At 36.3% G+C, this 22,966-nt stretch carries 26 protein-coding genes, 2 riboswitches and 1 other annotated feature; of the genes, 22 read left to right on the top strand and 4 right to left on the bottom strand.

What is annotated here, in order from left to right; all coding sequences use genetic code 11:
- Window positions 1-3 precede the first annotated feature (3 nt).
- From hisD to ILS93_RS13480, 10 genes are all read left to right on the top strand, one after another.
- A complete protein-coding gene (gene hisD / locus ILS93_RS13525; RefSeq protein WP_088048380.1) occupies window positions 4-1,293 on the top strand; it encodes a histidinol dehydrogenase in 1,290 nt (429 codons plus the stop codon).
- On the top strand, window positions 1,293-1,877 hold the full coding sequence (hisB, locus tag ILS93_RS13520) for an imidazoleglycerol-phosphate dehydratase HisB (RefSeq protein ID WP_222660676.1): 585 nt from the start codon (window positions 1,293-1,295) through the stop codon (window positions 1,875-1,877). Before hisD ends, hisB begins: the two co-directional genes overlap by 1 nt.
- A complete protein-coding gene (gene hisH, locus ILS93_RS13515; protein WP_000560364.1) occupies window positions 1,878-2,507 on the top strand; it encodes an imidazole glycerol phosphate synthase subunit HisH in 630 nt (209 codons plus the stop codon).
- The gene (hisA, locus tag ILS93_RS13510; protein ID WP_088048381.1) at window positions 2,480-3,199 is read left to right on the top strand and encodes a 1-(5-phosphoribosyl)-5-[(5-phosphoribosylamino)methylideneamino]imidazole-4-carboxamide isomerase; all 720 of its coding nucleotides are present in this window, start codon (window positions 2,480-2,482) and stop codon (window positions 3,197-3,199) included. The genes hisH and hisA overlap by 28 nt, the downstream gene beginning before the upstream one ends.
- Window positions 3,193-3,951, top strand: a complete 759-nt coding sequence (gene hisF, locus ILS93_RS13505; RefSeq protein WP_064476667.1) for an imidazoleglycerol phosphate synthase cyclase subunit — start codon at window positions 3,193-3,195, stop codon at window positions 3,949-3,951. Before hisA ends, hisF begins: the two co-directional genes overlap by 7 nt.
- Entirely contained in the window at window positions 3,948-4,253 is a 306-nt protein-coding gene (hisI, locus tag ILS93_RS13500; protein ID WP_016088718.1) for a phosphoribosyl-AMP cyclohydrolase, read from the top strand. The genes hisF and hisI (ILS93_RS13500) overlap by 4 nt, the downstream gene beginning before the upstream one ends.
- Window positions 4,254-4,263: 10 nt before the next feature.
- Window positions 4,264-4,587 (top strand): phosphoribosyl-ATP pyrophosphatase, encoded by a 324-nt coding sequence (gene hisI, locus ILS93_RS13495; protein WP_064476666.1) that lies wholly within the window; start codon window positions 4,264-4,266, stop codon window positions 4,585-4,587.
- A 13-nt stretch (window positions 4,588-4,600) separates the two neighbouring features.
- Window positions 4,601-5,620 carry a histidinol phosphate phosphatase domain-containing protein gene (locus ILS93_RS13490; RefSeq protein WP_064476665.1) on the top strand — a complete coding sequence of 340 codons (1,020 nt, stop codon included), beginning with the start codon at window positions 4,601-4,603 and terminating at the stop codon, window positions 5,618-5,620.
- Window positions 5,621-5,687: 67 nt separating this feature from the next.
- A complete protein-coding gene (locus ILS93_RS13485) occupies window positions 5,688-5,864 on the top strand; it encodes a DUF4025 domain-containing protein (protein ID WP_088048382.1) in 177 nt (58 codons plus the stop codon).
- A gap of 147 nt (window positions 5,865-6,011) precedes the next feature.
- Window positions 6,012-6,983 (top strand): NAD(P)-dependent oxidoreductase, encoded by a 972-nt coding sequence (locus ILS93_RS13480; protein ID WP_048544909.1) that lies wholly within the window; start codon window positions 6,012-6,014, stop codon window positions 6,981-6,983.
- 29 nt (window positions 6,984-7,012) lie between these two features.
- Here the strand turns inward: ILS93_RS13480 and pssA are convergent, their stop codons facing one another.
- Together pssA and ILS93_RS13470 are read right to left on the bottom strand one after the other, a co-directional pair.
- Entirely contained in the window at window positions 7,013-7,714 is a 702-nt protein-coding gene (gene pssA, locus ILS93_RS13475) for a CDP-diacylglycerol--serine O-phosphatidyltransferase (RefSeq protein ID WP_000285422.1), read from the bottom strand.
- Between the two features lie 182 nt (window positions 7,715-7,896).
- Entirely contained in the window at window positions 7,897-9,783 is a 1,887-nt protein-coding gene (locus tag ILS93_RS13470) for an LTA synthase family protein (RefSeq protein ID WP_222660674.1), read from the bottom strand.
- Window positions 9,784-10,036: 253 nt separating this feature from the next.
- Between ILS93_RS13470 and ILS93_RS13465 the strand changes: the two genes are divergently transcribed.
- The 12 genes from ILS93_RS13465 to ILS93_RS13410 all read left to right on the top strand — a co-directional run bounded on the left by ILS93_RS13465 (window position 10,037) and on the right by ILS93_RS13410 (window position 21,044).
- The gene (locus tag ILS93_RS13465) at window positions 10,037-10,432 is read left to right on the top strand and encodes a DUF3888 domain-containing protein (RefSeq protein ID WP_001228833.1); all 396 of its coding nucleotides are present in this window, start codon (window positions 10,037-10,039) and stop codon (window positions 10,430-10,432) included.
- Window positions 10,433-10,521: 89 nt separating this feature from the next.
- A riboswitch (Lysine riboswitch) is annotated at window positions 10,522-10,703 on the top strand.
- A 178-nt stretch (window positions 10,704-10,881) separates the two neighbouring features.
- Window positions 10,882-12,198: a diaminopimelate decarboxylase gene (lysA, locus tag ILS93_RS13460; RefSeq protein WP_064476662.1), complete on the top strand. Its 1,317-nt coding sequence runs from the start codon at window positions 10,882-10,884 to the stop codon at window positions 12,196-12,198.
- A 117-nt stretch (window positions 12,199-12,315) separates the two neighbouring features.
- A riboswitch (SAM riboswitch) is annotated at window positions 12,316-12,424 on the top strand.
- A 72-nt stretch (window positions 12,425-12,496) separates the two neighbouring features.
- Window positions 12,497-12,640: a YezD family protein gene (locus tag ILS93_RS13455; RefSeq protein ID WP_000116163.1), complete on the top strand. Its 144-nt coding sequence runs from the start codon at window positions 12,497-12,499 to the stop codon at window positions 12,638-12,640.
- Between the two features lie 86 nt (window positions 12,641-12,726).
- Window positions 12,727-13,431, top strand: a complete 705-nt coding sequence (locus tag ILS93_RS13450) for a phosphoadenylyl-sulfate reductase (RefSeq protein ID WP_064476661.1) — start codon at window positions 12,727-12,729, stop codon at window positions 13,429-13,431.
- Window positions 13,432-13,469: 38 nt separating this feature from the next.
- Window positions 13,470-14,606 (top strand): sulfate adenylyltransferase, encoded by a 1,137-nt coding sequence (gene sat / locus ILS93_RS13445; protein WP_064476660.1) that lies wholly within the window; start codon window positions 13,470-13,472, stop codon window positions 14,604-14,606.
- Between the two features lie 12 nt (window positions 14,607-14,618).
- Window positions 14,619-15,212 carry an adenylyl-sulfate kinase gene (gene cysC, locus ILS93_RS13440; RefSeq protein ID WP_048561381.1) on the top strand — a complete coding sequence of 198 codons (594 nt, stop codon included), beginning with the start codon at window positions 14,619-14,621 and terminating at the stop codon, window positions 15,210-15,212.
- 11 nt (window positions 15,213-15,223) lie between these two features.
- Window positions 15,224-16,846: a nitrite/sulfite reductase gene (locus tag ILS93_RS13435; protein WP_088048384.1), complete on the top strand. Its 1,623-nt coding sequence runs from the start codon at window positions 15,224-15,226 to the stop codon at window positions 16,844-16,846.
- Between the two features lie 10 nt (window positions 16,847-16,856).
- Entirely contained in the window at window positions 16,857-17,057 is a 201-nt protein-coding gene (locus ILS93_RS13430) for a DUF3906 family protein (RefSeq protein WP_064476658.1), read from the top strand.
- An 85-nt stretch (window positions 17,058-17,142) separates the two neighbouring features.
- Window positions 17,143-17,919 carry a uroporphyrinogen-III C-methyltransferase gene (cobA, locus tag ILS93_RS13425; protein WP_000521275.1) on the top strand — a complete coding sequence of 259 codons (777 nt, stop codon included), beginning with the start codon at window positions 17,143-17,145 and terminating at the stop codon, window positions 17,917-17,919.
- 1 nt (window position 17,920) lies between these two features.
- Window positions 17,921-18,676, top strand: coding sequence for a sirohydrochlorin chelatase (locus tag ILS93_RS13420; protein ID WP_088048385.1), 756 nt, complete (start codon window positions 17,921-17,923; stop codon window positions 18,674-18,676).
- Complete coding sequence (locus ILS93_RS13415) at window positions 18,651-19,268, top strand: NAD(P)-binding protein (RefSeq protein WP_088048386.1); 618 nt, start codon at window positions 18,651-18,653, stop codon at window positions 19,266-19,268. The genes ILS93_RS13420 and ILS93_RS13415 overlap by 26 nt, the downstream gene beginning before the upstream one ends.
- Before the next feature lie 61 nt (window positions 19,269-19,329).
- Window positions 19,330-19,577 (top strand) — a binding site (T-box leader).
- Between the two features lie 111 nt (window positions 19,578-19,688).
- A complete protein-coding gene (locus tag ILS93_RS13410) occupies window positions 19,689-21,044 on the top strand; it encodes a sodium-dependent transporter (protein WP_064476656.1) in 1,356 nt (451 codons plus the stop codon).
- 30 nt (window positions 21,045-21,074) lie between these two features.
- Here the strand turns inward: ILS93_RS13410 and ILS93_RS13405 are convergent, their stop codons facing one another.
- Together ILS93_RS13405 and ILS93_RS13400 are read right to left on the bottom strand one after the other, a co-directional pair.
- Entirely contained in the window at window positions 21,075-21,236 is a 162-nt protein-coding gene (locus ILS93_RS13405) for a hypothetical protein (RefSeq protein WP_001096003.1), read from the bottom strand.
- Between the two features lie 102 nt (window positions 21,237-21,338).
- Entirely contained in the window at window positions 21,339-22,610 is a 1,272-nt protein-coding gene (locus tag ILS93_RS13400; protein ID WP_064476655.1) for a murein hydrolase activator EnvC family protein, read from the bottom strand.
- Between the last annotated feature and the right edge of the window lie 356 nt (window positions 22,611-22,966).

Genomic DNA, 22,966 nt, shown 5'->3' with positions numbered 1-22,966 from the left:
GTAATGGAGATAGTTTGTGAAGATTTTCAAAAGGCGTTATCGAAAATAAAATTGCTACGAGAAAACGCTAATATAATAGAAGAAACTGTTCAAAGAAGTGTAAGTGAAATCGTTCGAAATGTAAGGAAGAGTACGGATGAGGCTCTATCTTTTTATACAAAAAAGTTTGATGGTGTGGAGACTAAAGCGTTTCGTGTAAGTGAAGAAGAAATAAAACAAGCGGGTATGTTTGTAGAACATTCATTTTTAGAAGCGTTACAAGAGGCGAAGAAAAACATTATTTCGTATCACGAAAAGCAAAAAAGGCAATCTATATTCGATTGCGCGAGTAAAGGTATCATTAGAGGACAAATCATTCGGCCTTTAGAAAATGTAGGGGTATATGTACCGGGCGGAACGGCTTCGTACCCTTCATCAGTATTAATGAATGTATTGCCAGCAAAACTCGCAGGTGTGAAAAAAATTGTAATGGTAACACCACCAAGGCAAGGGGGAATTGATCCACATATTTTAGTTGCTGCAAGCCTTGCAGGAGTAGATGAAATTTATACGATAGGTGGTGCGCAAGCAATTGCTGCTTTAGCATATGGGACGGAATCGATTCCAAAAGTGGATAAAATAGTTGGACCAGGAAATTTGTACGTCGCTCTGGCGAAACGAGAAGTATACGGAATAGTAAATATCGATATGATTGCTGGACCGTCAGAAATTGTAGTTATTGCTGATGAAACCGGTAATGCAAAATATATCGCTGCTGATTTATTATCACAAGCAGAACATGACGAGAGAGCAACAGCAATTTGTATTACAACGAATATAGAGTTAGCAAAAGAAGTAGAAAGAGAGATAGAAAGACAGTTAGAAACATTACCAAGAAGCGAAATTGCACGTGAATCGATAAATAGAAATGGAGCTATCTTTATCGTTCCTTCTTTAGATGAGGCGCTACAATTATCGAATGAAATCGCTCCAGAACATTTAGAGTTACATATAAAAGAACCGATGAATGCTCTAGCTTATGTGAAACATGCAGGATCTATCTTTCTTGGTTCATATGCACCGGAACCGCTCGGTGATTATTTAGCAGGACCGAATCACGTGTTACCGACAAGTGGAACGGCAAGGTTTTTCTCACCGTTATCAGTCGATGATTTCGTGAAAAAATCAAGCTTTCTGTCTTATACGGAGGAAGCGTTAAGAGATGTACAACATCATATTGTAGAACTTGCCAATAAAGAAGGGTTACATGCGCATGCGAGAGCAATTCAAATAAGATTTGAGGAGGAAGAATAATGCGTGAGTGCAGTCAAATACGTGAGACGACAGAAACAAAAATAAAATTAAGTTTACAGCTTGATGAAGGCAAGAACGTTTCTGTACAAACGGGAGTTGGATTTTTTGATCATATGCTAACTTTATTTGCAAGGCATGGAAGATTCGGTTTACAAGTGGAGGCGGAAGGCGATGTATTCGTTGATGCGCATCATACAGTTGAAGATGTTGGAATTGTACTCGGAAATTGTTTGAAAGAAGCATTGCAAAATAAAGAGGGGATTAACCGTTATGGCTCCGCATATGTACCGATGGATGAATCTTTAGGTTTTGTCGCAATTGATATTAGCGGGCGCTCATATATTGTGTTTCAAGGAAAATTAACGAATCCGAAGCTAGGGGATTTTGATACAGAACTAACAGAAGAATTTTTTAGAGCAGTTGCTCATGCTGCCAATATTACATTACACGCTCGCATTTTATACGGAAGCAATACACATCACAAAGTTGAAGCGTTATTTAAAGCGTTTGGTAGAGCGCTTAGAGAAGCAGTCGAAAGAAATGCCAGCATTACTGGTGTAAATTCCACGAAAGGGATGTTGTAATTGATTGCTATTATAGATTATGGAATGGGAAATATTCGCAGTGTGGAACAAGCATTACAATATATTGGAGCAGAGTACATCGTAACGGGTGATAAAGAAAAGATTTTTAGAAGTGATGGAGTAATCTTACCAGGAGTAGGTGCATTTCCGAAAGCGATGGATGTATTGGAAGAAAAAAATTTAGTGCGTGTATTAAAAGAAGTCGGGAGTTCAGGAAAACCGCTTCTGGGCATTTGCCTAGGGATGCAGCTTTTATTTGAAAAAAGTGAGGAACTACAAGACTGTAACGGATTAAGTTTATTGCCAGGTGTTATTCGAAAGTTAAAGGTTCCTTATAAAATTCCACATATGGGATGGAATGAGTTAAAGAAAGAGGGAGAAATAGCACTTTGGAATGGAGTAGAGGACGGTTCTTTCGTATATTATGTTCACTCTTATTATGCAGATTGTCCAAATGAAATTGTGTATGGGATAAGTGAATATGGAGTGAAAGTACCTGGTTTTGTAGCAAAAGGAAATATATACGGCGCACAGTTTCATCCTGAAAAAAGCGGTGACATTGGAATGCAAATGTTGAAAAATTTCAAAGGGGTGGTAGAGGCATGGAAATCTTCCCAGCTATCGATTTAAAAGAGGGGCGATGCGTTAGACTTTATCAAGGAGAGTTTAGTAAAGAAACAGTAATGAATGAAGATCCGGTTGCGCAAGCGATTATATTCGAAAAATTGGGAGCGAAAAAGTTGCACATTGTTGATTTAGATGGTGCAATTGCTGGCGAGTCAGTAAATTTGCTCGTTATTGAAAGAATTTGCAAGGCAATACGTATTCCTGTGCAAGTTGGAGGCGGAATTCGATCACTTGTAGCGGTAGAGAAGTTATTGTCAGTAGGTGTAGATAAAGTGATTTTAGGAACAGCTGCTCTTTATGATAAGGAATTTTTAGAAGAAGCAGTTCTTCTATATAAAGAGAAAATCATTGTTGGAATTGATGCGAAAAATGGTTTCGTAGCAACGAGAGGGTGGCTTGATGTGTCTGAAATTTCTTACATTTATTTAGCGAAGCAAATGGAGAATGTAGGTGTTCAAACGATTGTGTTTACAGACATTTCGAAAGACGGGACACTTGCAGGGCCGAATTTAGAGCAATTGGAGTTACTACAAAAAAGCGTGAGCATTCGTCTTATTGCTTCTGGAGGAGTGGCATCTATTCAAGATGTGAAAAAATTAAATGATATGAATATATACGGCGTCATAATTGGTAAGGCTCTTTATGAGAAAACGATTGATTTAGAAGAAGTGCTAGAGGTAACAAAGTTATGTTAGCGAAACGCATTATTCCATGTCTAGATGTGAAAGAGGGCCGAGTCGTAAAGGGTGTAAATTTTATAGGGTTACAAGACGTCGGTGATCCTGTTGAAATAGCCGCTTTATATAATGAGGCGGGAGCAGATGAAATTGTATTTTTAGATATTACGGCAACGCATGAAGGACGAAAAACAATTATAGATGTTGTAGAAAAAACAGCTTCGAAAGTATTTATTCCTCTTACAGTTGGCGGGGGGATTTCAAGTGTTAAAGATATGTACAATTTACTAAGAGCTGGAGCGGATAAAGTTTCAATCAACTCAGCGGCAGTGGGAAATCCAAAGCTAATCGAAGAAGGGGCAGAACACTTTGGCTCACAATGTATTGTCGTAGCAATTGATGCTAGAAAAGTAGCAGAAGAAAAGTGGAATGTTTATGTGAACGGCGGAAGAGTTGATACGGGTATGGATGCAATCGGATGGGCAAAACGCGTTGCCGAGCTAGGGGCAGGCGAAATTTTGTTAACGAGTATGGATGCAGATGGAACGAAAAACGGGTATGATCTTCGTTTAACAGAAGAAATTTCAAAAAGCGTTTCCGTACCAGTCATCGCGTCAGGCGGATGTGGTCATGTTGATCACATTATAGAAGTTTTTCAAAAGACAACAGTTGATGCAGCACTTGCGGCATCCATCTTTCATTATGGTGAGGCGACAGTGCAGGACGTAAAGAGAAAATTAAGAAATGCAAATGTTGAGGTGCGGTTATGAAACCTAACTTTTCAAAAGGATTATTACCAGCAGTTGTAATTGAAGAAGGGACAAAAGAAGTTTTAATGCTAGCTTATATGAATGAAGAAGCATATGAAAAAACGCTAGAAACGAAAAGAACATGGTTTTATTCTCGTTCAAGACAATCGTTATGGAACAAAGGAGAAACATCAGGAAATGTCCAATATGTGCAATCTCTTTATTTAGATTGTGATCAAGATTCAATTGTTGTTGTCGTAAAGCAAGTGGGACCTGCTTGTCATACAGGAGAGAAAACATGTTTTCACTACAAAATTATATAGGGGGATACATATGGAAAATGCCTTTAAATTACTATTTGAAACAATTGAAGAACGAAAGGGAAATCCACTTCCTGAATCGTATACAAATTATTTATTTTCAAAAGGAGAAGATAAAATTTTAAAGAAAATTGGTGAAGAATGCACGGAAGTAATTATCGCATCTAAAAATAATGACAAAAAAGAATTAGTGAAAGAAATGGTTGATGTATTGTATCACTGCTTTGTTTTATTAGCTGAAAAAAATATATCATTAGAAGATGTTATGGAGGAAGTGACAGAAAGAAATGGGAAGCTTTCGCGAGTAGGGGACAGAAGTGAAATAGATACATTATAAGGGGGAAATGTAGATGAAGGTGGATTATCACATTCATTTAGAAGAAGGGCCATATTCAATAGGATGGCTAGCTAAAATAAATGAAGCATTGCAACATTATGAACCGCTTAAAGAAGAAAAACATTCTATGGAATGGCTTGTGAAAACACAAGAACACCTGCAAAGACGTGTGAAAGAAGGGCCATTTACAACGAAATGGATTGATTTATATTTAGAAGAAGCTTTGCGAAAAGGTATAAAAGAAGTTGGTATTGTCGATCATTTATACCGTTTTTATGAAGCGAAAGAATACTATGAAAGATATGTCGATATAAGTGATTCAGGGCTTGGTCGTTTACAGAAGGAATGGTTAGGTCAAGTAAGGGTAGCGTCACTGCATGATTTTACAAAGACAATTGAAGAGGCGAAAGAACGATGGAGTAAACGAGGCGTGATGCTAAAACTTGGAATTGAAGCGGATTATTTTATTGGTGGTGAACAAGAATTACAATCTTTACTCGCATTAGGAGATTTTGATTATGTAATTGGTTCTGTTCATTTTTTAAATGGCTGGGGATTTGATAATCCAGATACGAAAGAATATTTTAAAGAACATGACTTATATGCTTTATATGATACGTTTTTCAAAACGGTTGAGTGTACAGTTCGCTCTAATTTATTTGATATTATAGCTCATCTTGATAACATAAAAGTATTTAATTATCGGTTAGATGAAAATGAACAACTTTCATATTATAAGGAAATTGCGCGTGCGTTAGTAGAAACAAATACGGCAACGGAAATAAATGCAGGATTGTACTATCGCTATCCTGTACGCGAAATGTGTCCAAGTCCGCTATATTTACAAGTATTAGCTAAGTATGGCGTTCCAGTTACTCTCTCCTCAGATGCTCATTATCCGAATGATTTAGGAAAATATGTGGCAGAGAATATAAAGACGTTACGTAATCATGATATTTCTCACATAGCTACATTTACGAAACGAGTAAGAACGATGAGATTACTGGAAGAAGAAGTAACAATTTCAAAATGATCACGATTTTTTGATGAAAACCACCCTTTTTGTTCAAAATAAGAAAGAATAAGAAGGAGGGTAAGAAATGGCGAAACAACAAAATAAACAAAATGTACAAGATGTACAAGGTGCACAGCAACAAGCTTATACTTCTGAAACGAATGCTACATCTCAATCAGTTATTGAGGAACAAATTAGCGATACAGTTGCAGAGGGAACGATCGATGCAAAGCTTGGACAAGAATCGCAAGAGAAAGCGTAAGAAAAGGGGAGAGATGGATCTCCTCTTTTCTTATGGGGAAAAAATGTCGATTTTCAAAACTATGATCAAATTCCTTGGTTTTTATAGGTGGATTTCTTACAATGAAAGATAAGAGATATCTTATTTTTTATAGAAGAGGTGTTAGTAGTGGCAAAAATATTAGTAGCAGGGAAAATTCCAGCAATCGGATTAGAACTATTAAAGGATCATGATGTAGAAATGTATGATAAAGATGCATTAATTTCTTTAGATGAATTAACAGATCGTGTAAAAGATAAAGATGCATTGTTAAGTCTACTTTCTACAAAGGTGACAAAAGAAGTTATTGATGCGGCACCTAATTTGAAGATTGTTGCAAACTACGGTGCTGGTTACGATAATATTGATTACTCGTATGCCGGAGAAAAAGGGATTGCGGTAACGAATACACCGAAAGTATCAACTGAAGCGACAGCAGAATTAACATTTGCACTTCTTTTAGCAGCTGCACGTAGAATTCCTGAAGGCGATACATTATGTCGTACAACTGGATTTAATGGATGGGCTCCATTATTTTTCTTAGGCCGTGAAGTACACGGTAAAACAATTGGAATTATTGGTCTTGGAGAAATCGGAAAGGCAGTTGCAAAGCGTGCGAAAGCGTTTGGAATGAATGTTTTATATACAGGACCAAATCGAAAGCCTGAAGCTGAAAGTGAACTGGAAGCAACATATGTAACATTGGAAGAATTATTACAAACAGCAGACTTTATTACAATTAATTGTGCTTATAATCCGAAATTGCATCATATGATTGATGATGAACAGTTTAAAATGATGAAGAAAACAGCGTATATTGTAAATGCTTCACGTGGACCAATTATGAATGAAGCGGCACTTGCTCATGCATTAAAAACGAATGAAATTGAAGGAGCAGCTCTTGACGTGTTTGAATTTGAACCGAAAATTACAGAAGAGCTAAAAGGATTAAAGAATGTAGTACTTGCTCCTCACGTAGGAAATGCAACGTTCGAAACGCGTGATGCGATGGCTGAAATGGCAGTAAGAAATATTTTAGCCGTATTAAAAGGGGAAGAGCCTGTAACACCTGTAAATCAAAAAGTAGTAGTTACAAAATAAAAAGAAACCTTCCGGAATCGGAAGGTTTCTTATTTTTCTTTATTTGCTCTTTTAGACGGTCTTTGTCTGAGAAATTGAGATAGCATATACAAAATATATAGTGGAATAGCAATGAATAAGAAAACAGAAAAATTACCGAACCCTGTTTGGTACATTGTTATAATGATTCCAACTAGAAATAGTGTAATAATGATGCTATATCGTGGAATTGGTACATCTTTTAAACTTGGGATACGAATGCGGCTCACCATTAAAAATGCGAACGTTACAAATACTGTAATAAGAACGATTTTTGGAATGGTATGTGAAAATAATGTTAAGAAAGCAACAAGCCCTCCCGCTGCTGTAATCGGTACGCCAGTGAAATATTTCATTGAAGTAGAAGATGGTGTTACATTAAATCGTGCTAAACGGTATGCTCCGAAAAGAGGGAATAGTCCCGCTATGTATAGTCCGATGATTCCGTAATTGGAGAAAGATGTGTAATACATGAGAACAGCAGGTGCTGCACCAAATGTTACGACATCCGCCAGCGAGTCAAGCTCTTTTCCCATTTGTGAATCAACACGTAATAAACGAGCAACACGTCCATCAAGACTATCTAACATCATCCCGATAAGTACTAAAATAGCAGCTGATTTATAATATCCTAAAGATGCATAGCCGATTGATAAGAATCCACTATATAAATTTCCGAGCGTAAATAAGTTTGGAATAGCTGCTCTATACAAAATCTGATCCCTTGCTTTCTGTAATAAATTCTTAATTAGTTTATGAAATTTTACTTATTTTATCATACCATAAATTTCTTCCTCATACGAAAAAAATTCCCAATTTGTGAAAGATTTCATAGCGGAATGATTTGAAAAATAAGTAAAAAAAGAAGCAACTTTTATAAAAGTTGCTTCTGGTGCTATTCAAATTTCGTTGTCATTGTTCCGGTTTTATAACGATTGTTAGGGTCGAAACGTAATAAGTCTCCATAAATGAGTTTGTCGGAAAGTTTCAATTCAATTTTTGCTTTTTCAATATTTGGTTGACATAATGAAATGTCCGCTTCTTCACCTGTATTTCGTTTATAGCACATGTTTTTTGTATAAACATAGTTTTCCGAAACGAAGCTACCATCACGCATTACCATAAGTGGATCTTCTTCTTTAATAAATAGGTCAGTTCCAAATTCAACTGATTGATTTGTTTTAACACCAAGTAAATGAAGTAGCGTTGGTTTAATATCAATTTGACCAGATACTTTAGAAATGACTTTTCCTTCTTGACCAGGTACATGAATAATGAGAGGGACGCGTTGTAATTGCATAGAATCAAACGGTGTAATAGCGTCTTTCCCAAGGAACTGAGCCATAGCTGCATTATGGTTTTCAGAAATACCGTAATGATCTCCATAAATGACAATAACGGAATTATCATACAGTCCTTCCTCTTTTAATTGTTTAATAAATAATTTCAGAGCTTCATCCGTGTAACGAACGGTTGGGAAGTAGCGGTTTACAACACCACTTTCCGAATTAAACTCATCAACATATTGATCTTCTGGATTTAGAAGAAATGGAAAATGGTTTGTTAAAGTAATAAATTTTGTATAGAACGGTTGTGGTAAAGATTTTAGCTTTGGAATCGATTGTTCAAAGAACTCTTTATCTTTTAATCCCCAACCGACAGACATTTGTTCTATGCCTACGTAATCATTTAAATTAAAGTAACGATCATATCCAAGTGCAGGATACATTACATCACGATTCCAAAACGTTTTATCGTTGGAATGGAAGACAGCAGAAGAATATCCGTATTTTTTTAATTGTTCTGGTGTAGCTGTATATTCATTTGTTGCGTGAGTAAAGAATACAGAACCGCGGTCTAGCGGATAAAGTGAATTTTCAACGATAAATTCAGCATCAGAAGTTTTACCTTGTCCTGTTTGATGATAGAAGTTATCGAAATAAAAACTATCTTTAATAAATTCATTTAAAAATGGAGTAATTTCTTTTCCATTTATTTTTTTATTAATAACAAAACTTTGTGTAGATTCCATTGAAATCAAAATGACATTTTTACCTTTTGCAGCTCCAAATAAGTTTTTATCAACTTGCTTATCTTTTGAGTCTGTATAGTTTTTAATTTCAGAGAACCCGTCACCACTTGCAAATACACGTTCAGCCGAAGATTTAGATTGAAGTGTAATATCAAATAGATGATATGTGTATAAGCCTAAATTTTTCACGACAGTTTGACGATCAAATGAGCGTGAGAACATTTGCGGCTTATAAATAACTGAAACGGCAATTTGTAGTGCTAATAGAGCTGTTACACCGCTAAAGAAAGTTCGCTTCTCAGAGCGAGAAAGTGGCGTCTTGTCGCAAAATGCTGGGAGTTTACGTGAAAGAAACATTAAAATAATTGCATCTGCAAATAAAAGTAATGTTTTGTACGTAAAGAGTTCTTTTATACTTGTCCCTAAATCAGCCATATTATTTGTTTGAAATAAAACTGGGAACGTAACGAAATCGTTATAAAACCCATAAAACATTGCATTTCCAAATAAAATAAAGGACAGTATAAAACTGATTCCAACTATAATGCGGTTTCGGTGCTTAGATGCAAGTAAAGCAAAACCGAAAAATAAAAGTAACGCAGCTAGTGGATTAATAAAAAGCATAAATTCTTCAAAGAAGTTATCAATTTTAATATCAAATGCTAGCTTGTACACAATATATGTTTTTATCCATAATAAAACGACTGCAACGAGTGCAAATCGCAGTTTTGGAAACAGACGTTGTAGCATAATATACTCCTCTCCTAAAAAGCATGACAGTTCTTGTGAGCCGGTTTGATTAGCGCCTCATTTTATATATACGAACAGTCCTTTGTTATTATGTTTATTATACTATGAGTATCATTATACGAAAATAAAAGAGAGTTGTGGACTTTTTTATAATAATTGAGTAGAAAAAGGGCAGTGGGAGACAATAAAACGGAGTTTCTATGTATGATAATTATCGTGCGCAGAAGAATCGTGTAATGATACGGAGGTTATAATGCGAAAATTATTATATTTTATAGTATGCAGTAGTGTTATACTTTTTGCTTCACCGAGTGTGTCGGTAGCCCAATATGATGCACCTCTTATGGAAGATGCCCTTTATTCTGTTTTATTTCCGAAAATAAATAAAGCAATTGAAAAACAATATGGGAGCTTGAAGCCTTATCAATGTCCTAAAATTATTAGTTTAAAAAAAGTGTATAGCGGTACATATTTATTTCAAGCAAGTATTGAAGTAACGAAGTATGAACGAGTTGCTGGGAAAATTGCTCCACCATTTGAGAAGGTAACGATTACATTTAATAATGAAGAAGGCGAATGGGAAGTGTCAAAGATTTCAGTAAAGCGCTTACCAAATGATACGAAATTAAACTGTAAAAAAACAATATAAAAAATTGTTTGACAAATAAAATGGTCCTTTGGTATTGTTAATAGCAACAATTAGATGTTTGAAAATTAAATAGACTTACCTCATCTACTCTCAAAGGTAGAGGCCGCGATAGGAAAGAGTAAGCTATGGGAGATTTAATGGAATCTGTGATCATAGGTTGAAAGGGACTATTGCCGAAATATATGAATAACCACCTTATTCATATATTGGGACTGCATTGAATAAATGTAGTACTGTCATAATATTTATTTTATGGAGAGCTATTTGGAGATGTTGATGCGGTTTCTTATTTTGAGGAGATAACAACTCGTTTATTTTTTCTATATATTTTTCCTAATAAGAAACGCGTGTGAACATTGTTCCGCGCGTTTTTTGTCTATCTAAAAGCGTGCTGCAATGAATAGAAGATTGGGGTTATGAGTTTTAGAGGAAATAAGGGAGGAATTCAAATGTATTTACACGGCACAAGCCGAATCAATGGGCAAGGACACTTAGAAATTGGAGGGTGCGATACGACGCAGCTAGCAAAACAATACGGAACACCACTTTATGTATACGATGAAGAGTCAATTCGAGGAAAGTGCCGTGCGTTTCATCGTGCGTTTAAAGAAAGTGGTTTCTCTTATCAAGTAGCATATGCAAGCAAGGCGTTCTTGTGCATGGAGATGTGCCGAGTAGCTCGTGAAGAGAATATGTCATTAGATGTTGTTTCTGGAGGAGAATTATATACTGCGCTTCAAGCAGGATTTCCAGCATCGCGCATTCATTTTCACGGCAATAATAAAACAGAAGAAGAAATCGTGATGGCTCTGCAGGCGAATATTGGTTGTTTTGTCGTAGATAATTTCTTAGAATTAGAAATTTTGCATGATTTAGCAGTGCAACATGGGAAATTTGTGAACATATTAATCCGTGTAACGCCTGGAGTAGAGGCGCACACACATGAATATATTACAACAGGTCAAGATGATTCGAAATTTGGATTTGGCGTGTCAAATGGTCAAGCGATGCAAGCAATTGAGTTTGCTTTACAAAAATCAAATTATAATGTGTTAGGAATTCATTCACATATCGGATCACAAATATTTGAAACGGCTGGATTTGTTCGAGCGATTGAAGTTCTTCATCAATTTTTAGAACAAGTGAGAGAGCGCGCGAACTATGTAGTAAAAGTATTAAATGTAGGCGGAGGATTCGGAATACGCTACACAGAGTCAGATACACCATTAACTCTTGAGACATATGTGCGAGCTGTAACAAGTGCGGTGAGGGAACAATTTACGGTATGTAATTATCCGCTTCCAGAAATATGGGTTGAACCAGGCCGTAGTATTGTAGGGGATGCTGGAACGACAATTTATACAGTCGGATCTGTGAAAGACATTCCTGGTATTCGGAAATATGTATCAGTGGATGGTGGGATGACTGATAATTTAAGACCTGCTTTATATAACGCTCGTTATGAAGCGATGTTAGCGAATCGAGGGAATGATGAGAATGAGGAACTTGTTTCGATTGCTGGGAAGTGCTGTGAGAGTGGAGATATGTTAATTTGGGATATTACTCTACCGAAAGTTGCTGCTGCCGATTTACTAGCAATTTCTTGTACAGGGGCATATGGGTACTCGATGGCGAATAATTATAATCGGATTCGTAGACCAGCTGTCGTCTTCGCGAAAGGCGGCACATCACAAATTGTTGTAGAGCGCGAAACATATGAAAATATTATTGGGAACGATCGCATACGTATTAAAGAACTTGTTTAAATGAGGAAAAAGGAGTTGTTCGGATGGGCAATTCCTTTTTTATAAAATAAAATAATTAAAATATATCGGAAAACTAGGATTGAAAAAAATCAGAATTGTGATAAAATACAAATACAAAGCTTATCAAGAGAAGCGGAGGGAACTGGCCCGACGAAGCTCGGCAACCTGCTTATAGAAAGCAAGGTGCTAAATCCAGCAAAATGGAATCCATTTTGAAAGATAAGGTAAAATATATTACCGAACAGTCTTTTCGAAATGGGAAAGATTTTTTTTATGAATAAAAAGGGGGGCTGTTCGCGTGAGTGTACGGGAACATTTTGAGGAAGTATCTGAGAAAATTCAAGCGATGCTTGCTGATATGAAATATGGTTCAATTACAATTGTTGTGCAAGATGGGAAAGTCATTCAATTAGAGAAAAGTGAAAAGGTACGTTTAAAGTAAAAAGCGCTGACTAGAAAAACTAGAGGCGGTTTTAACCTATTATATTAGGTTAAAACCGTCTTTTTGCTTTTACAGGGGGAAAGAACATGTTGACGTATGAAACGTGGGAAGAAAATAATGTTTCATTTTCAGAAGAAGATGAAACGAAAGGCGCGCTATCAGTATTAAGTTGGGCTTATAAAGAATATAAAAGTGAAATTGTATACGCATGTAGCTTCGGAGTGGAAGGGATGGTATTACTGCATCTTATAAACCAAGTAAATCCATCTGCTAAAGTTGTATTTTTAGATACAAATGTTCATTTTCGAGAAACGTATGAATTAATTCAAAAAGTGCGGGAACGATTTCCTTCATTAAATATTATAGAAAAACAGCCGGAACTTACGCTTGATGAACAAGCGAAGTTACATGGTGAGAAATTATGGGAAAGTAATCCGAACCTTTGTTGTAAAATTAGAAAAATTTTACCGTTAGAAAAATCATTAGCAGCGGAAAAAGCGTGGATTTCGGGCTTAAGGAGGGAACAATCAGAAACACGTAAGCATACAAAGTTTATAAATCAAGATCATCGCTTTCAATCTATTAAAGTTTGTCCACTCATTCATTGGACGTGGAAAGAAGTGTGGCGATATGTATACAAACATAGCTTGCCGTATAACCCGCTGCATGATGTTGGATATCCAAGTATTGGGTGTGAGAAATGTACGTTACCTGTAGGAGAGGGTGGCAATTCGAGAGATGGTAGATGGGCCGGGAAAGTGAAAACAGAATGTGGTCTTCATTACCAATAAGATGAATTTGAAAATAAAGCTAAGAGAGGGTACTGAAAATGAGTACAAGAAACGAATTAATAAATCGAATAGACGAGACATATGACGTATCACAAATTAAAAAAGAAATTCAACTAGACAACATTGCATTAAGTGATTTAGAGCTATTAGCGACAGGGGGATATAGCCCACTTACAGGTTTTTTAGGAAAGAAAGATTACGATTCGGTCGTAGAAACGATTCGTTTAGCTAATGGGAGCGTTTGGAGTATCCCCATTACATTACCGGTAACAGAAGAAGTAGCAGAGAGTCTAAAAATTGGAGAGGAAGTAAAGCTTGTCAGTGATGGAAATATATATGGTGTCATTCAAATAGAAGATATTTTTGTACCAGATAAAGAAAAAGAAGCGTTACTTGTATATAAAACGACGGATGAGGCTCATCCAGGAGTGAAGAAGTTATATGAGCGACCGAACGTTTATGTCGGTGGAGCTATTATTCTTACAAAACGCTTTGAAAATAATCCGTTTCCTTCTTATCATTTAGATCCAATTGAAACGAGAGAAGAATTTAAAAAACGTGGTTGGAAAACAGTAGTCGGATTTCAAACGAGAAACCCGGTACATCGTGCTCATGAGTATATTCAAAAATCTGCTCTTGAAATTGTAGATGGTCTCTTTTTAAACCCTTTAGTTGGGGAAACGAAGTCGGACGATATTCCTGCTGATGTAAGGATGGAAAGCTATGAAGTATTACTTCAAAACTATTATCCGAAAGAGCGTGTCTTTTTAGGGGTATTTCCTGCAGCAATGCGTTACGCAGGACCGAGGGAAGCAATATTCCATGCATTAGTTAGAAAGAATTTTGGATGTACTCACTTTATTGTAGGACGCGATCATGCAGGGGTAGGAGATTATTACGGTACGTATGAAGCACAAGAAATTTTTACAAACTTTACAGTGGAAGAGTTAGGAATTACACCGTTATTTTTTGAACATAGTTTTTACTGCACGAAATGTGAAGCGATGGCTTCGACGAAAACATGCCCGCACGGCAAAGAAGATCATGTTATTTTATCGGGTACGAAAGTAAGAGAACTATTACGAAACGGTGAGGTTCCGCCAAGTACATTTAGTCGTAAAGAAGTAGTGGAAGTGCTAATTAAAGGTTTGAAAAAAGAAGTAGTAACAGAATAGGGAGAGAATGACATGGACACGAATATTACTTGGCATACAGCGTCTGTTTCAAAAGATGAGAGAAGAGTAAGAAATGGGCATCATAGTTTTGTAGTTTGGTTTACTGGTCTATCAGCTTCAGGTAAATCTACGGTGGCGAACGCGGTTGCTCGTAAACTATTTGAAAAGAATATTGGAAACTATGTACTAGATGGGGATAATGTACGCCACGGTTTAAATAAAGACTTAGGTTTTTCTGAAAGTGATCGTATGGAAAATATAAGAAGGATTGGCGAAGTGGCGAAGCTATTCGTAGATCAAGGCACTGTTGTTCTTACAGCGTTTATTTCACCGTTTCGAGTAGACCGAAAACAAGTAAGAGATTTATTAGCAGCAGATGAGTTTATAGAAGTGTTTGTAAAATGTCCAATTGAAGAGTGTGAAAAGCGTGATCCGAAAGGGCTTTATAAAAAAGCAAGACAAGGTGATATTAAAGAATTTACTGGTGTTGATTCACCGTATGAGGAACCAGAGAAAGCGGAATTAATTGTAGAAACGCACAAGTATTCTATTGAAGAATGTGCAGAACAAATCGTGAAGTACTTACAAGAGCGTAGTTTTATATAGGGGGATAAAAAATGAGTTATGAAAAAGTATGGGCTAGCAATGAAAAATTAAATCAGACTGAGAAAAATAAATTAAAAAAAGATGGATTGGAAATCTTTAATGATATTCCTTACTATGCAGAGAATGGCTTCGAATCTATTCCGAAAGAAGAGTGGGACGCATTCAAATGGGCAGGGTTATATTTACAAAGACCGAAAGAAGCTGGTTATTTTATGATGCGTGTAAATATTCCTTCAGGGATTATTACGAATGCACAGGCAGAAGTGCTTGCTTCTATCGCTGAGGATTATGGACGTGACGTAATAGATATTACGACAAGACAGGCGATTCAGTTTCACTGGTTAGAAATTCATCAAATTCCAGATATTTTTAAAAGATTGGCAAGAGTTGGGTTATCTTCAGCAGGGGCGTGTGGTGATATAACGCGTAATATTACAGGGAATCCACTTGCTGGCATTGATGCAAATGAACTGTTTGATACAACTGGTATTGTGAAAGAGGTATATGACTATTTCCAACATAATGAGGAGTTTTCTAACTTACCACGTAAATTTAAAATGTCTATTAGTTCTAACATTTATAATTCAGCAAACGCAGAGATTAACTGTGTTGCATTTACACCTGCTACGAAAGAAATAGATGGTGAGAAAAAAGTTGGTTTTCATATAAAAGTAGGTGGTGGATTATCAGCTCGTCCATATTTAGCTGATGAATTAGATGTATTCGTTTTACCAGAAGAAGTGAAGACGGTAGCGATTGCGATTGCGACGATATTCCGTGATTTTGGATACCGTGAAAAACGTCATTTAGCCCGTTTGAAATTTCTAGTTGCAGACTGGGGAGCAGAGAAATTTAAAGAGAAACTAATAGAGTATACAGGACCATTGCAAAGTAAAGGAGAAAGTGCTCTCAAAGGTTGGAATGCTGGATACTTTTATGGTGTTCAAGATCAAAAACAAGATGGACTTAAATATGTAGGTTTTAATGTGCCGGTAGGACGTTTACATGCAAAAGAAATGTTTGAGATTGCAAAAATTGCTAAGCGGTATGGAAATGGACAGATTCGTACATGCAACTCTCAAAATTTCATTATTCCGAATGTTCCGCCAGAAAATGTAACGGGTTTACTGAATGAGCCGTTGTTTGAAGCAATATCAGCAAGCCCGAAATCATTTATTGGTCATGCGGTTTCCTGCACTGGTATTGAATATTGCAATCTTGCTTTAGTAGAAACGAAAGAAAGATTGCGAAAAATTGCCGAATACTTAGATACACAAATTGCACTCGATGTTCCAGTTCGTATTCATATGGTAGGATGCCCGAATTCATGTGGTCAACGTCAAATTGCTGACATTGGATTACAAGGGGTGAAAATGAAAACGAAGGAAAAAGGAATTGTTGAAGCATTTGAAATATATGTAGGTGGAACGTTGTTAGATGGAGGGGCTTACAATCAAAAGCTAAAAGGAAAAATAGATGGTGAGGACCTACCTGAAGTACTTGCATCATTTATAAGTTATTTCAAAGAGAATAAATTACCAGCCGAAACGTTTTATGATTTTGTCGGTCGTGTTGGTATAGAGACACTACAAAGAGTGTTAAATACCGTGTTAGAAGAAGTAATAGCGTCTTAGGAGGGACAATATGGATTTATATCGATTTGAAGCTATGTTAGTAAATAGTATTGTTCCGATTGTTGTTGTTGCTCAAAGTGAAGAACAGGCGTTTAAGCTCGCGGAGATGGAGCTTGAAAAGCATTTTTTACCGCTGCCAGAAGTAAAGGAGATTTCTCTATTTGAAAAAAAGAAGATTCGAAAAGGTGCGGCATTTGTTATTCATGAGTAGGGAACAGGTAATAGGAAATAATGAAAACTTCCATTCGTATATAAGGATGGAAGTTTCACTTTAATAGTAGAAATGAGGAGAGATGATGGGGAAGGTTTATATCGTTGGTGCAGGTCCTGGTGATCCAGATTTAATTACTGTGAAAGGGTTGAAATGTATTGAGAAGGCAGACGTTATTTTATACGACCGTCTCGTGAATAAAGAGTTACTTTCATACGCAAAGCCTGAAGCAGATTTAATTTATTGCGGAAAACTACCAAATTATCACACGATGAAGCAAGAGACGATTAACACGTTTCTTATTAAATATGCGAAAAAGGGAAAAGTTGTAACGAGGCTTAAGGGCGGCGATCCATTTGTATTTGGTAGAGGAGGCGAAGAAGCTGAAGCGTTAGCAAAGCAAGGTGTACCATTTGAAATCGTTCCTGGTATTTCAGCTGGAATAGCTGCTCCTGCTTATGCTGGCATTCCAGTGACACATCGTGATGCAAGTGCAAGTTTTGCTATTGTGACAGGGCATAGGAAAGAAGGTGTTGAAGAAGAAGTGAAGTGGGAACATTTAGCGAAAGGTGTAGAGACTTTAGCTGTATATATGGGGGTTAGCAATTTACCCTACATATGTGAACAACTGATGAAGCATGGAAAAGACAAAAGTACATCTGCGGCTATTATTGAGCGGGGAACGACATCAATGCAGCGCACAGTTGTTGGGACGTTAGGAACAATTGTAGATGTTGCGAAAAAAGAACAAATTCAAAATCCGAGCATGATTGTAATTGGAGAAGTGGTCCGTTTTAGAGAAAAAATCCATTGGTTTGAGAAACAGACAGAAAGTACGTATCAAGTAAGCGGAGTGTTATAAAATGAAAGCCATCTTATATATATGTCATGGAAGTCGTTTGAAAGCAGCTAAAGAAGAAGCGGTTGCATTTATTACGTCATGCATGAACCGTGTAGAGGCAAGTATTCAAGAAGTTTGTTTTTTAGAGTTAGCGAGTCCAACGATTGATGAAGGGTTCCGTACATGTGTGAAGCGTGGTGCTACAGAGATTATTGTTATTCCAGTTTTTTTATTAGCGGCAGGTCATGTGAAAAAAGATATACCGTTTGAATTGGAAAAGTTAAATAATCAATTTTTGAATGTTAAAGTGACCTACGGTAACCCGTTTGGTGTATCAGAAACACTTGTTAAATCGGTGTATAGCGGAAGTGGCATTGAACAGGAAGATAAGGATGAAGTAACGCTACTTCTCGTTGCAAGAGGGAGTAGTGATCCTGACGTATTAAGAGATATAAACTGGATCGCTTCTTTATTTCAACATGAAGAGAAAATTAAAAAAGTAGAGGTTTGTTATTTAGCGGCTGCCGAGCCAAAATTTGAGGAGAAGTTAAAGGAAGTTGTTGAACGAAAAGAAAAGAATATCGTTGTATTGCCTTACTTATTATTTACAGGTTTACTTATGAAACATATTGAAAAAGAAGTGCGCCAATATGAGTCGGATGAGATAAAAATAAGTCCGTATTTAGGAAAAAATGAAGCGTTTCAATATATGTTAATTCAGAAAACGAAGAAATTATTGAAGGGAGATCAATATGTATCCACTTACAGTGCGAGTTGAGAAGAAACGTGTTGTTGTCATTGGTGGAGGAAAAGTCGCGGGATTTAAAATTATTCCTTTACTAAAACAAGGTGCGGATATAATTGTGATAAGTCCTGAATTGGATGCGAATTTAGTGAAACTAGTGGAAGAAAAGCAAATTCGTTGGTATCAAAGGGAGTATGAAAAAAGTGATATTCAAGGTGCTTTTTTAGTTGTTGCAGCGAGTAGTGATGCCGTATTAAATGAAAAAATTGCTGAAGATAGCACAGAAAATCAATTAGTAAATGTTATTACGAACCCGGAAAGTGGCAATGTTCATTTTCCGGCGGCGATTCATCGTGGATTACTGAATGTGGCTGTTTCTACTGGAGGAGCAAGTCCGAAATTGGCAAAAAAAATCCGTGATGATATCGCAAATAAATATGATGAGGCGTATGAATCGTATCTTGATTTTTTATACGAAGTTAGAATAAAAGTGAAAGAATTACAAATAGAGAAAAGAGAGAGAAATACATTGTTGCAAGAAGTATTAAATTCGATATATGTTCAAAATGAACAAAAAAGAAAATTGTTTTTACAAGAATTAGAGAGAAGAGTTCATATAGGATAATGAATAAATTGTACTTTACAACTATAAAAATATAATTTATAATCACAAGTAACTTCAATAAATGAAATCGATGAGCAAGAAGAGTATGTATATTTGATACGTTCAGAGAGCTGGGGTAAGGTGGGAGCCCGGTACGATAAAATATACAGAATGGGCTTGCGAGAGGTATGTTGAACATTGTAGTAGGCAACCCGGGTTCCGCCGTTAAAAGGATAGAGTATCGGAGTTTTCCTGTACTTGAACAAGTGGGATTTATCAATCCAATTGAGGTGGTACCACGGTATTTACATTACATATATCGTCCTCTACATGCATATTTGCGTGTAGGGGACTTTTTTATTTTCTAAAGGAGGTGTGCGAGTATGAAATGAAAGTGTATAATTAATAAAAGTTTAAATATTCAGAAAAGGAGAATTTATGATGAAAGAAACACAGCAATGGACGTCGAAAATAGGCTTTGTACTCGCAGCAGCCGGAGCCGCAGTAGGTCTTGGTGCCATATGGAAATTTCCATATGTTGCAGGTAATGGTGGGGGAGGCGCATTCTTCCTTGTATTTTTACTATTAACTTTATTTATAGGTATGCCTTTACTATTAGCGGAGTTTGTTATTGGACGTAGCACTCAAAAAGAGGCGGTTACAGCTTATAAAGTACTAGTACCAAATAGTAAAGTATATCCTTGGATTGGTCGTATGGGAGTTGTAACTTGTTTTAGTGTACTCTCTTTCTATAGTGTTGTAGGTGGATGGATTTTACTGTATTTATACTATAGTGTTACAGGAAGCTTCTGGAATGGTGTTGTTGATTATGGAAAATTATTTGGTGAAACGATTTCAAATCCAGTAAGTGCGATTGGAGCGCAATTTATCTTTATGCTTTGTACTATTTTTGTAGTAAGTAAAGGTGTAGAGAAGGGAATAGAAAAGGCAAGTAAGTATATGATGCCGCTATTATTTATTTTGTTTATTGCAATCATAGTTCGTGCTTTAACACTTGATGGTGCTTTTGCTGGGGTAGAGTTCTTCTTGAAACCAGATTTTTCAAAGCTGACAGCAGATACGATTTTATACGCGATGGGACAATCGTTCTTCTCACTAACAGTAGGTGCCTCAGTAATGGTCACGTATAGTTCGTACTTGAAGAAAGAAGAACATTTAGCTAAATCAGCAACATCTATTGTAAGTTTAACGGTTTTTGTTACAGTACTTGCAGGATTAGCAATTTTCCCGGCGATTTTCGCATTAGGCGTTAAGCCGACTGAAGGACCAGGACTACTGTTTATCGTCCTTCCGGCAGTATTTGCGAAAATACCATTTGGACAATTTTTCTTCATTATGTTTTTAGTTTTATTCTTCTTTGCAACGTTAACATCTGCTATTTCCATGCTTGAAATTGTAGTAGCATCTGTTGCGAAAGATAATGAGAAAAAGCGTCCGTCAGCATCATTATTAATTGGTATTCTTATTTTTGCAGTTGGAATCCCGTCAGCATTATCGTTTGGAATTATGAGTGATGTGAAAATATTTGGTAAGACATTCTTTGATTTCGTCGATTTTTCGGTAAGTAATGTATTGCTGCCACTCGGAGTACTAGCCATTTCGCTATTCGTACCAAATAAAATGAGTAAAGAGATGTTAATGAAAGAATTAGAAGTTACGGAAACGAAAGGTAAAACATTATTTAATATTTGGTTCTTCTTGCTTCGTTATGTTATTCCAGTAACTGTAATTATTGTATTTTTAAATGCGATAGGCGTATTTAAAATGTTTGCATAATAAAAAGACGGAGATTTCTCCGTCTTTTTATTATGTTGTAGGTGTATTTAATAAACGATTATATGCTTTATAGGCTGTGACGACTGCGATAAATGACCCGATTAAAAATAATGCTGAGCCGCCAAATGTAAATAGCCGGCCGATGTAAGTTTCTCTAGCCTCTTCTATTTTTTGTTGTAATTGTGTATTCATATGATTCACCCCGTAAAATATAGGCGTTTAGTTGTAGTCTATGTGGAATGCCTATATTGTGTGAAGGGTATAGAAAAAACTCGGTGTGCACCGAGTTTTTTTCTATAATCCGATATAAGGAGATGGATCAACTGCATTTGTCTTGCCGACATTCCATTCTCCAAGGTGAAGTTCGAAGTGTAAATGTTGTCCGTATGATTGGCCAGTGTTCCCCATAAATCCAAGTTGAGTGCCTTGTTTTACGGTTTGTCCATTTGATACAGAACGGCTACTCATATGAGCATATACTGTCGTATATGTTTTTCCGTTTATACGGTGAGATAAATACACAACGTTTCCGTAACTAGATGATAATTCCGAGCGGATAACAACGCCGTCAGCGGCGGCAATAATTGGAACGGTTCCTGAAGCTGCGATATCGATTCCTTTATGGTTATCTATAGAGCGCACACCAAAGCCAGAAGTTTTTGATCCAGCTGCTGGCTTAATAAATCCGCCAATATTTGTATCGTGTGGTGTTGGAGCTGCTTGAGCTGTTTGAGCAGATGTAGTAGCTTGTTTACGAGCTTCTTCTGCCTTGCGAGCTTCCTCAGCTTTACGAGCCTCTTCGGCACGCTTTTCTTCTTCAATTGCTTTTTGAACAGCTTGACGCTGATTTTCTAGAATACCTTTGGATTCTTCTAACCCTTCAATCTCTGAATCTACTTTTGCTACTTTCGTATGTAGATCGCTAATAAATGTTTGCTGTTGTTGTTGATTCGTTTGCAACTCTTGTTGTTTTTGAACTAATTTCTGTTCAGCGTCTTTTAGTTGTTGCTCTTTTTTCTCAACAGCCTCTTTTTCTTTCGTCACAGCATTTTGATCAGTTGTTTGTTTTTTCACAATATCAGTATCGTTGTTTAAAATTAAACTTACAGAGTACATATTATCAACAAGATCAGCAATGTTTGTAGAAGTTGTTATTACCTCTGTAATGATATTTGTACGAGGTTTTTCTTGCATAGATTGTAAACGTTGCTTAATAACTTCCTGACGCGTATCTATGTTTGTTTGTAATTGCTCTATATGTTTCTTTTTTTCAGTAATTACTTGTTGTGTTTTGTTAATTTCTTTTTTTGTATCGTTTAATTCAGCTTCGTTTTTATTAATAGAAGTAGTTAAGTCGTCAATTTTCTTTTGTAATTCTTGAATTTCTTTTTCTATTTGTTCTTTCTCAGCTGATTTATTTTGTAAGTCATTTTGTTTTCCTTCTAATTCAGATTGAATATTAGATAATTTATCTTGATTCGTTTCAGCGTATACGGGTGAAAGTAGTGGAGAAACAAAAATCGTTCCTACTGCTAAAACACTAAACGCCGCAAATTTCTTTTTCATAGTTGTCTGGCTCCTTTCCCTATGAATGTTATATATCATAAGAAGAAGAGTGTCTATCGTTGTAACCATAATGTAAAGAAAATTTTATAAAATTGCTAAGTTTTGTCGGAAATTATCATTTTTTAATGATAATTGTCATGTTGGATGCGCTTTTTTATTCGTTCAACAAGGATGTATTTTTTGGATTTTGTTGTAAAATAAAGGAAAAATATATTTGTTTTATATAGTAAAATAGTAGACAGGAATCCAATGAAACACTGATAAGGAATCGTTCTCATGTGAGGTTTTCTGACATGGGTTTTGTTTTTGTCAAGAAAATTATTTGCATTCGGGCAAAGTTATTTTGTTGTCAGATT

The organism is Bacillus sp. 16GRE42 (assembly GCF_019837435.1).
Classification (GTDB): domain Bacteria; phylum Bacillota; class Bacilli; order Bacillales; family Bacillaceae_G; genus Bacillus_A; species Bacillus_A wiedmannii.
This window is presented reverse-complemented; position numbering and strand designations above follow the sequence as displayed.

Bases quoted from the DNA above. Each gene is read 5' to 3' on its own strand.
- hisD (WP_088048380.1), top strand. From the start codon at position 4: ATGGAGATAGTTTGTGAAGATTTTCAAAAGGCGTTATCGAAAATAAAA.
- hisB (WP_222660676.1), top strand. From the start codon at position 1,293: ATGCGTGAGTGCAGTCAAATACGTGAGACGACAGAAACAAAAATAAAA.
- hisA (WP_088048381.1), top strand. From the start codon at position 2,480: ATGGAAATCTTCCCAGCTATCGATTTAAAAGAGGGGCGATGCGTTAGA.
- hisF (WP_064476667.1), top strand. From the start codon at position 3,193: ATGTTAGCGAAACGCATTATTCCATGTCTAGATGTGAAAGAGGGCCGA.
- hisI (WP_016088718.1), top strand. From the start codon at position 3,948: ATGAAACCTAACTTTTCAAAAGGATTATTACCAGCAGTTGTAATTGAA.
- hisI (WP_064476666.1), top strand. From the start codon at position 4,264: ATGGAAAATGCCTTTAAATTACTATTTGAAACAATTGAAGAACGAAAG.
- ILS93_RS13490 (WP_064476665.1), top strand. From the start codon at position 4,601: ATGAAGGTGGATTATCACATTCATTTAGAAGAAGGGCCATATTCAATA.
- ILS93_RS13485 (WP_088048382.1), top strand. From the start codon at position 5,688: ATGGCGAAACAACAAAATAAACAAAATGTACAAGATGTACAAGGTGCA.
- ILS93_RS13470 (WP_222660674.1), bottom strand. From the start codon at position 9,783: ATGCTACAACGTCTGTTTCCAAAACTGCGATTTGCACTCGTTGCAGTC.
- ILS93_RS13465 (WP_001228833.1), top strand. From the start codon at position 10,037: ATGCGAAAATTATTATATTTTATAGTATGCAGTAGTGTTATACTTTTT.
- lysA (WP_064476662.1), top strand. From the start codon at position 10,882: ATGTATTTACACGGCACAAGCCGAATCAATGGGCAAGGACACTTAGAA.
- ILS93_RS13450 (WP_064476661.1), top strand. From the start codon at position 12,727: ATGTTGACGTATGAAACGTGGGAAGAAAATAATGTTTCATTTTCAGAA.
- sat (WP_064476660.1), top strand. From the start codon at position 13,470: ATGAGTACAAGAAACGAATTAATAAATCGAATAGACGAGACATATGAC.
- cysC (WP_048561381.1), top strand. From the start codon at position 14,619: ATGGACACGAATATTACTTGGCATACAGCGTCTGTTTCAAAAGATGAG.
- ILS93_RS13435 (WP_088048384.1), top strand. From the start codon at position 15,224: ATGAGTTATGAAAAAGTATGGGCTAGCAATGAAAAATTAAATCAGACT.
- ILS93_RS13430 (WP_064476658.1), top strand. From the start codon at position 16,857: ATGGATTTATATCGATTTGAAGCTATGTTAGTAAATAGTATTGTTCCG.
- cobA (WP_000521275.1), top strand. From the start codon at position 17,143: ATGGGGAAGGTTTATATCGTTGGTGCAGGTCCTGGTGATCCAGATTTA.
- ILS93_RS13420 (WP_088048385.1), top strand. From the start codon at position 17,921: ATGAAAGCCATCTTATATATATGTCATGGAAGTCGTTTGAAAGCAGCT.
- ILS93_RS13415 (WP_088048386.1), top strand. From the start codon at position 18,651: ATGTATCCACTTACAGTGCGAGTTGAGAAGAAACGTGTTGTTGTCATT.
- ILS93_RS13410 (WP_064476656.1), top strand. From the start codon at position 19,689: ATGAAAGAAACACAGCAATGGACGTCGAAAATAGGCTTTGTACTCGCA.
- ILS93_RS13405 (WP_001096003.1), bottom strand. From the start codon at position 21,236: ATGAATACACAATTACAACAAAAAATAGAAGAGGCTAGAGAAACTTAC.
- ILS93_RS13400 (WP_064476655.1), bottom strand. From the start codon at position 22,610: ATGAAAAAGAAATTTGCGGCGTTTAGTGTTTTAGCAGTAGGAACGATT.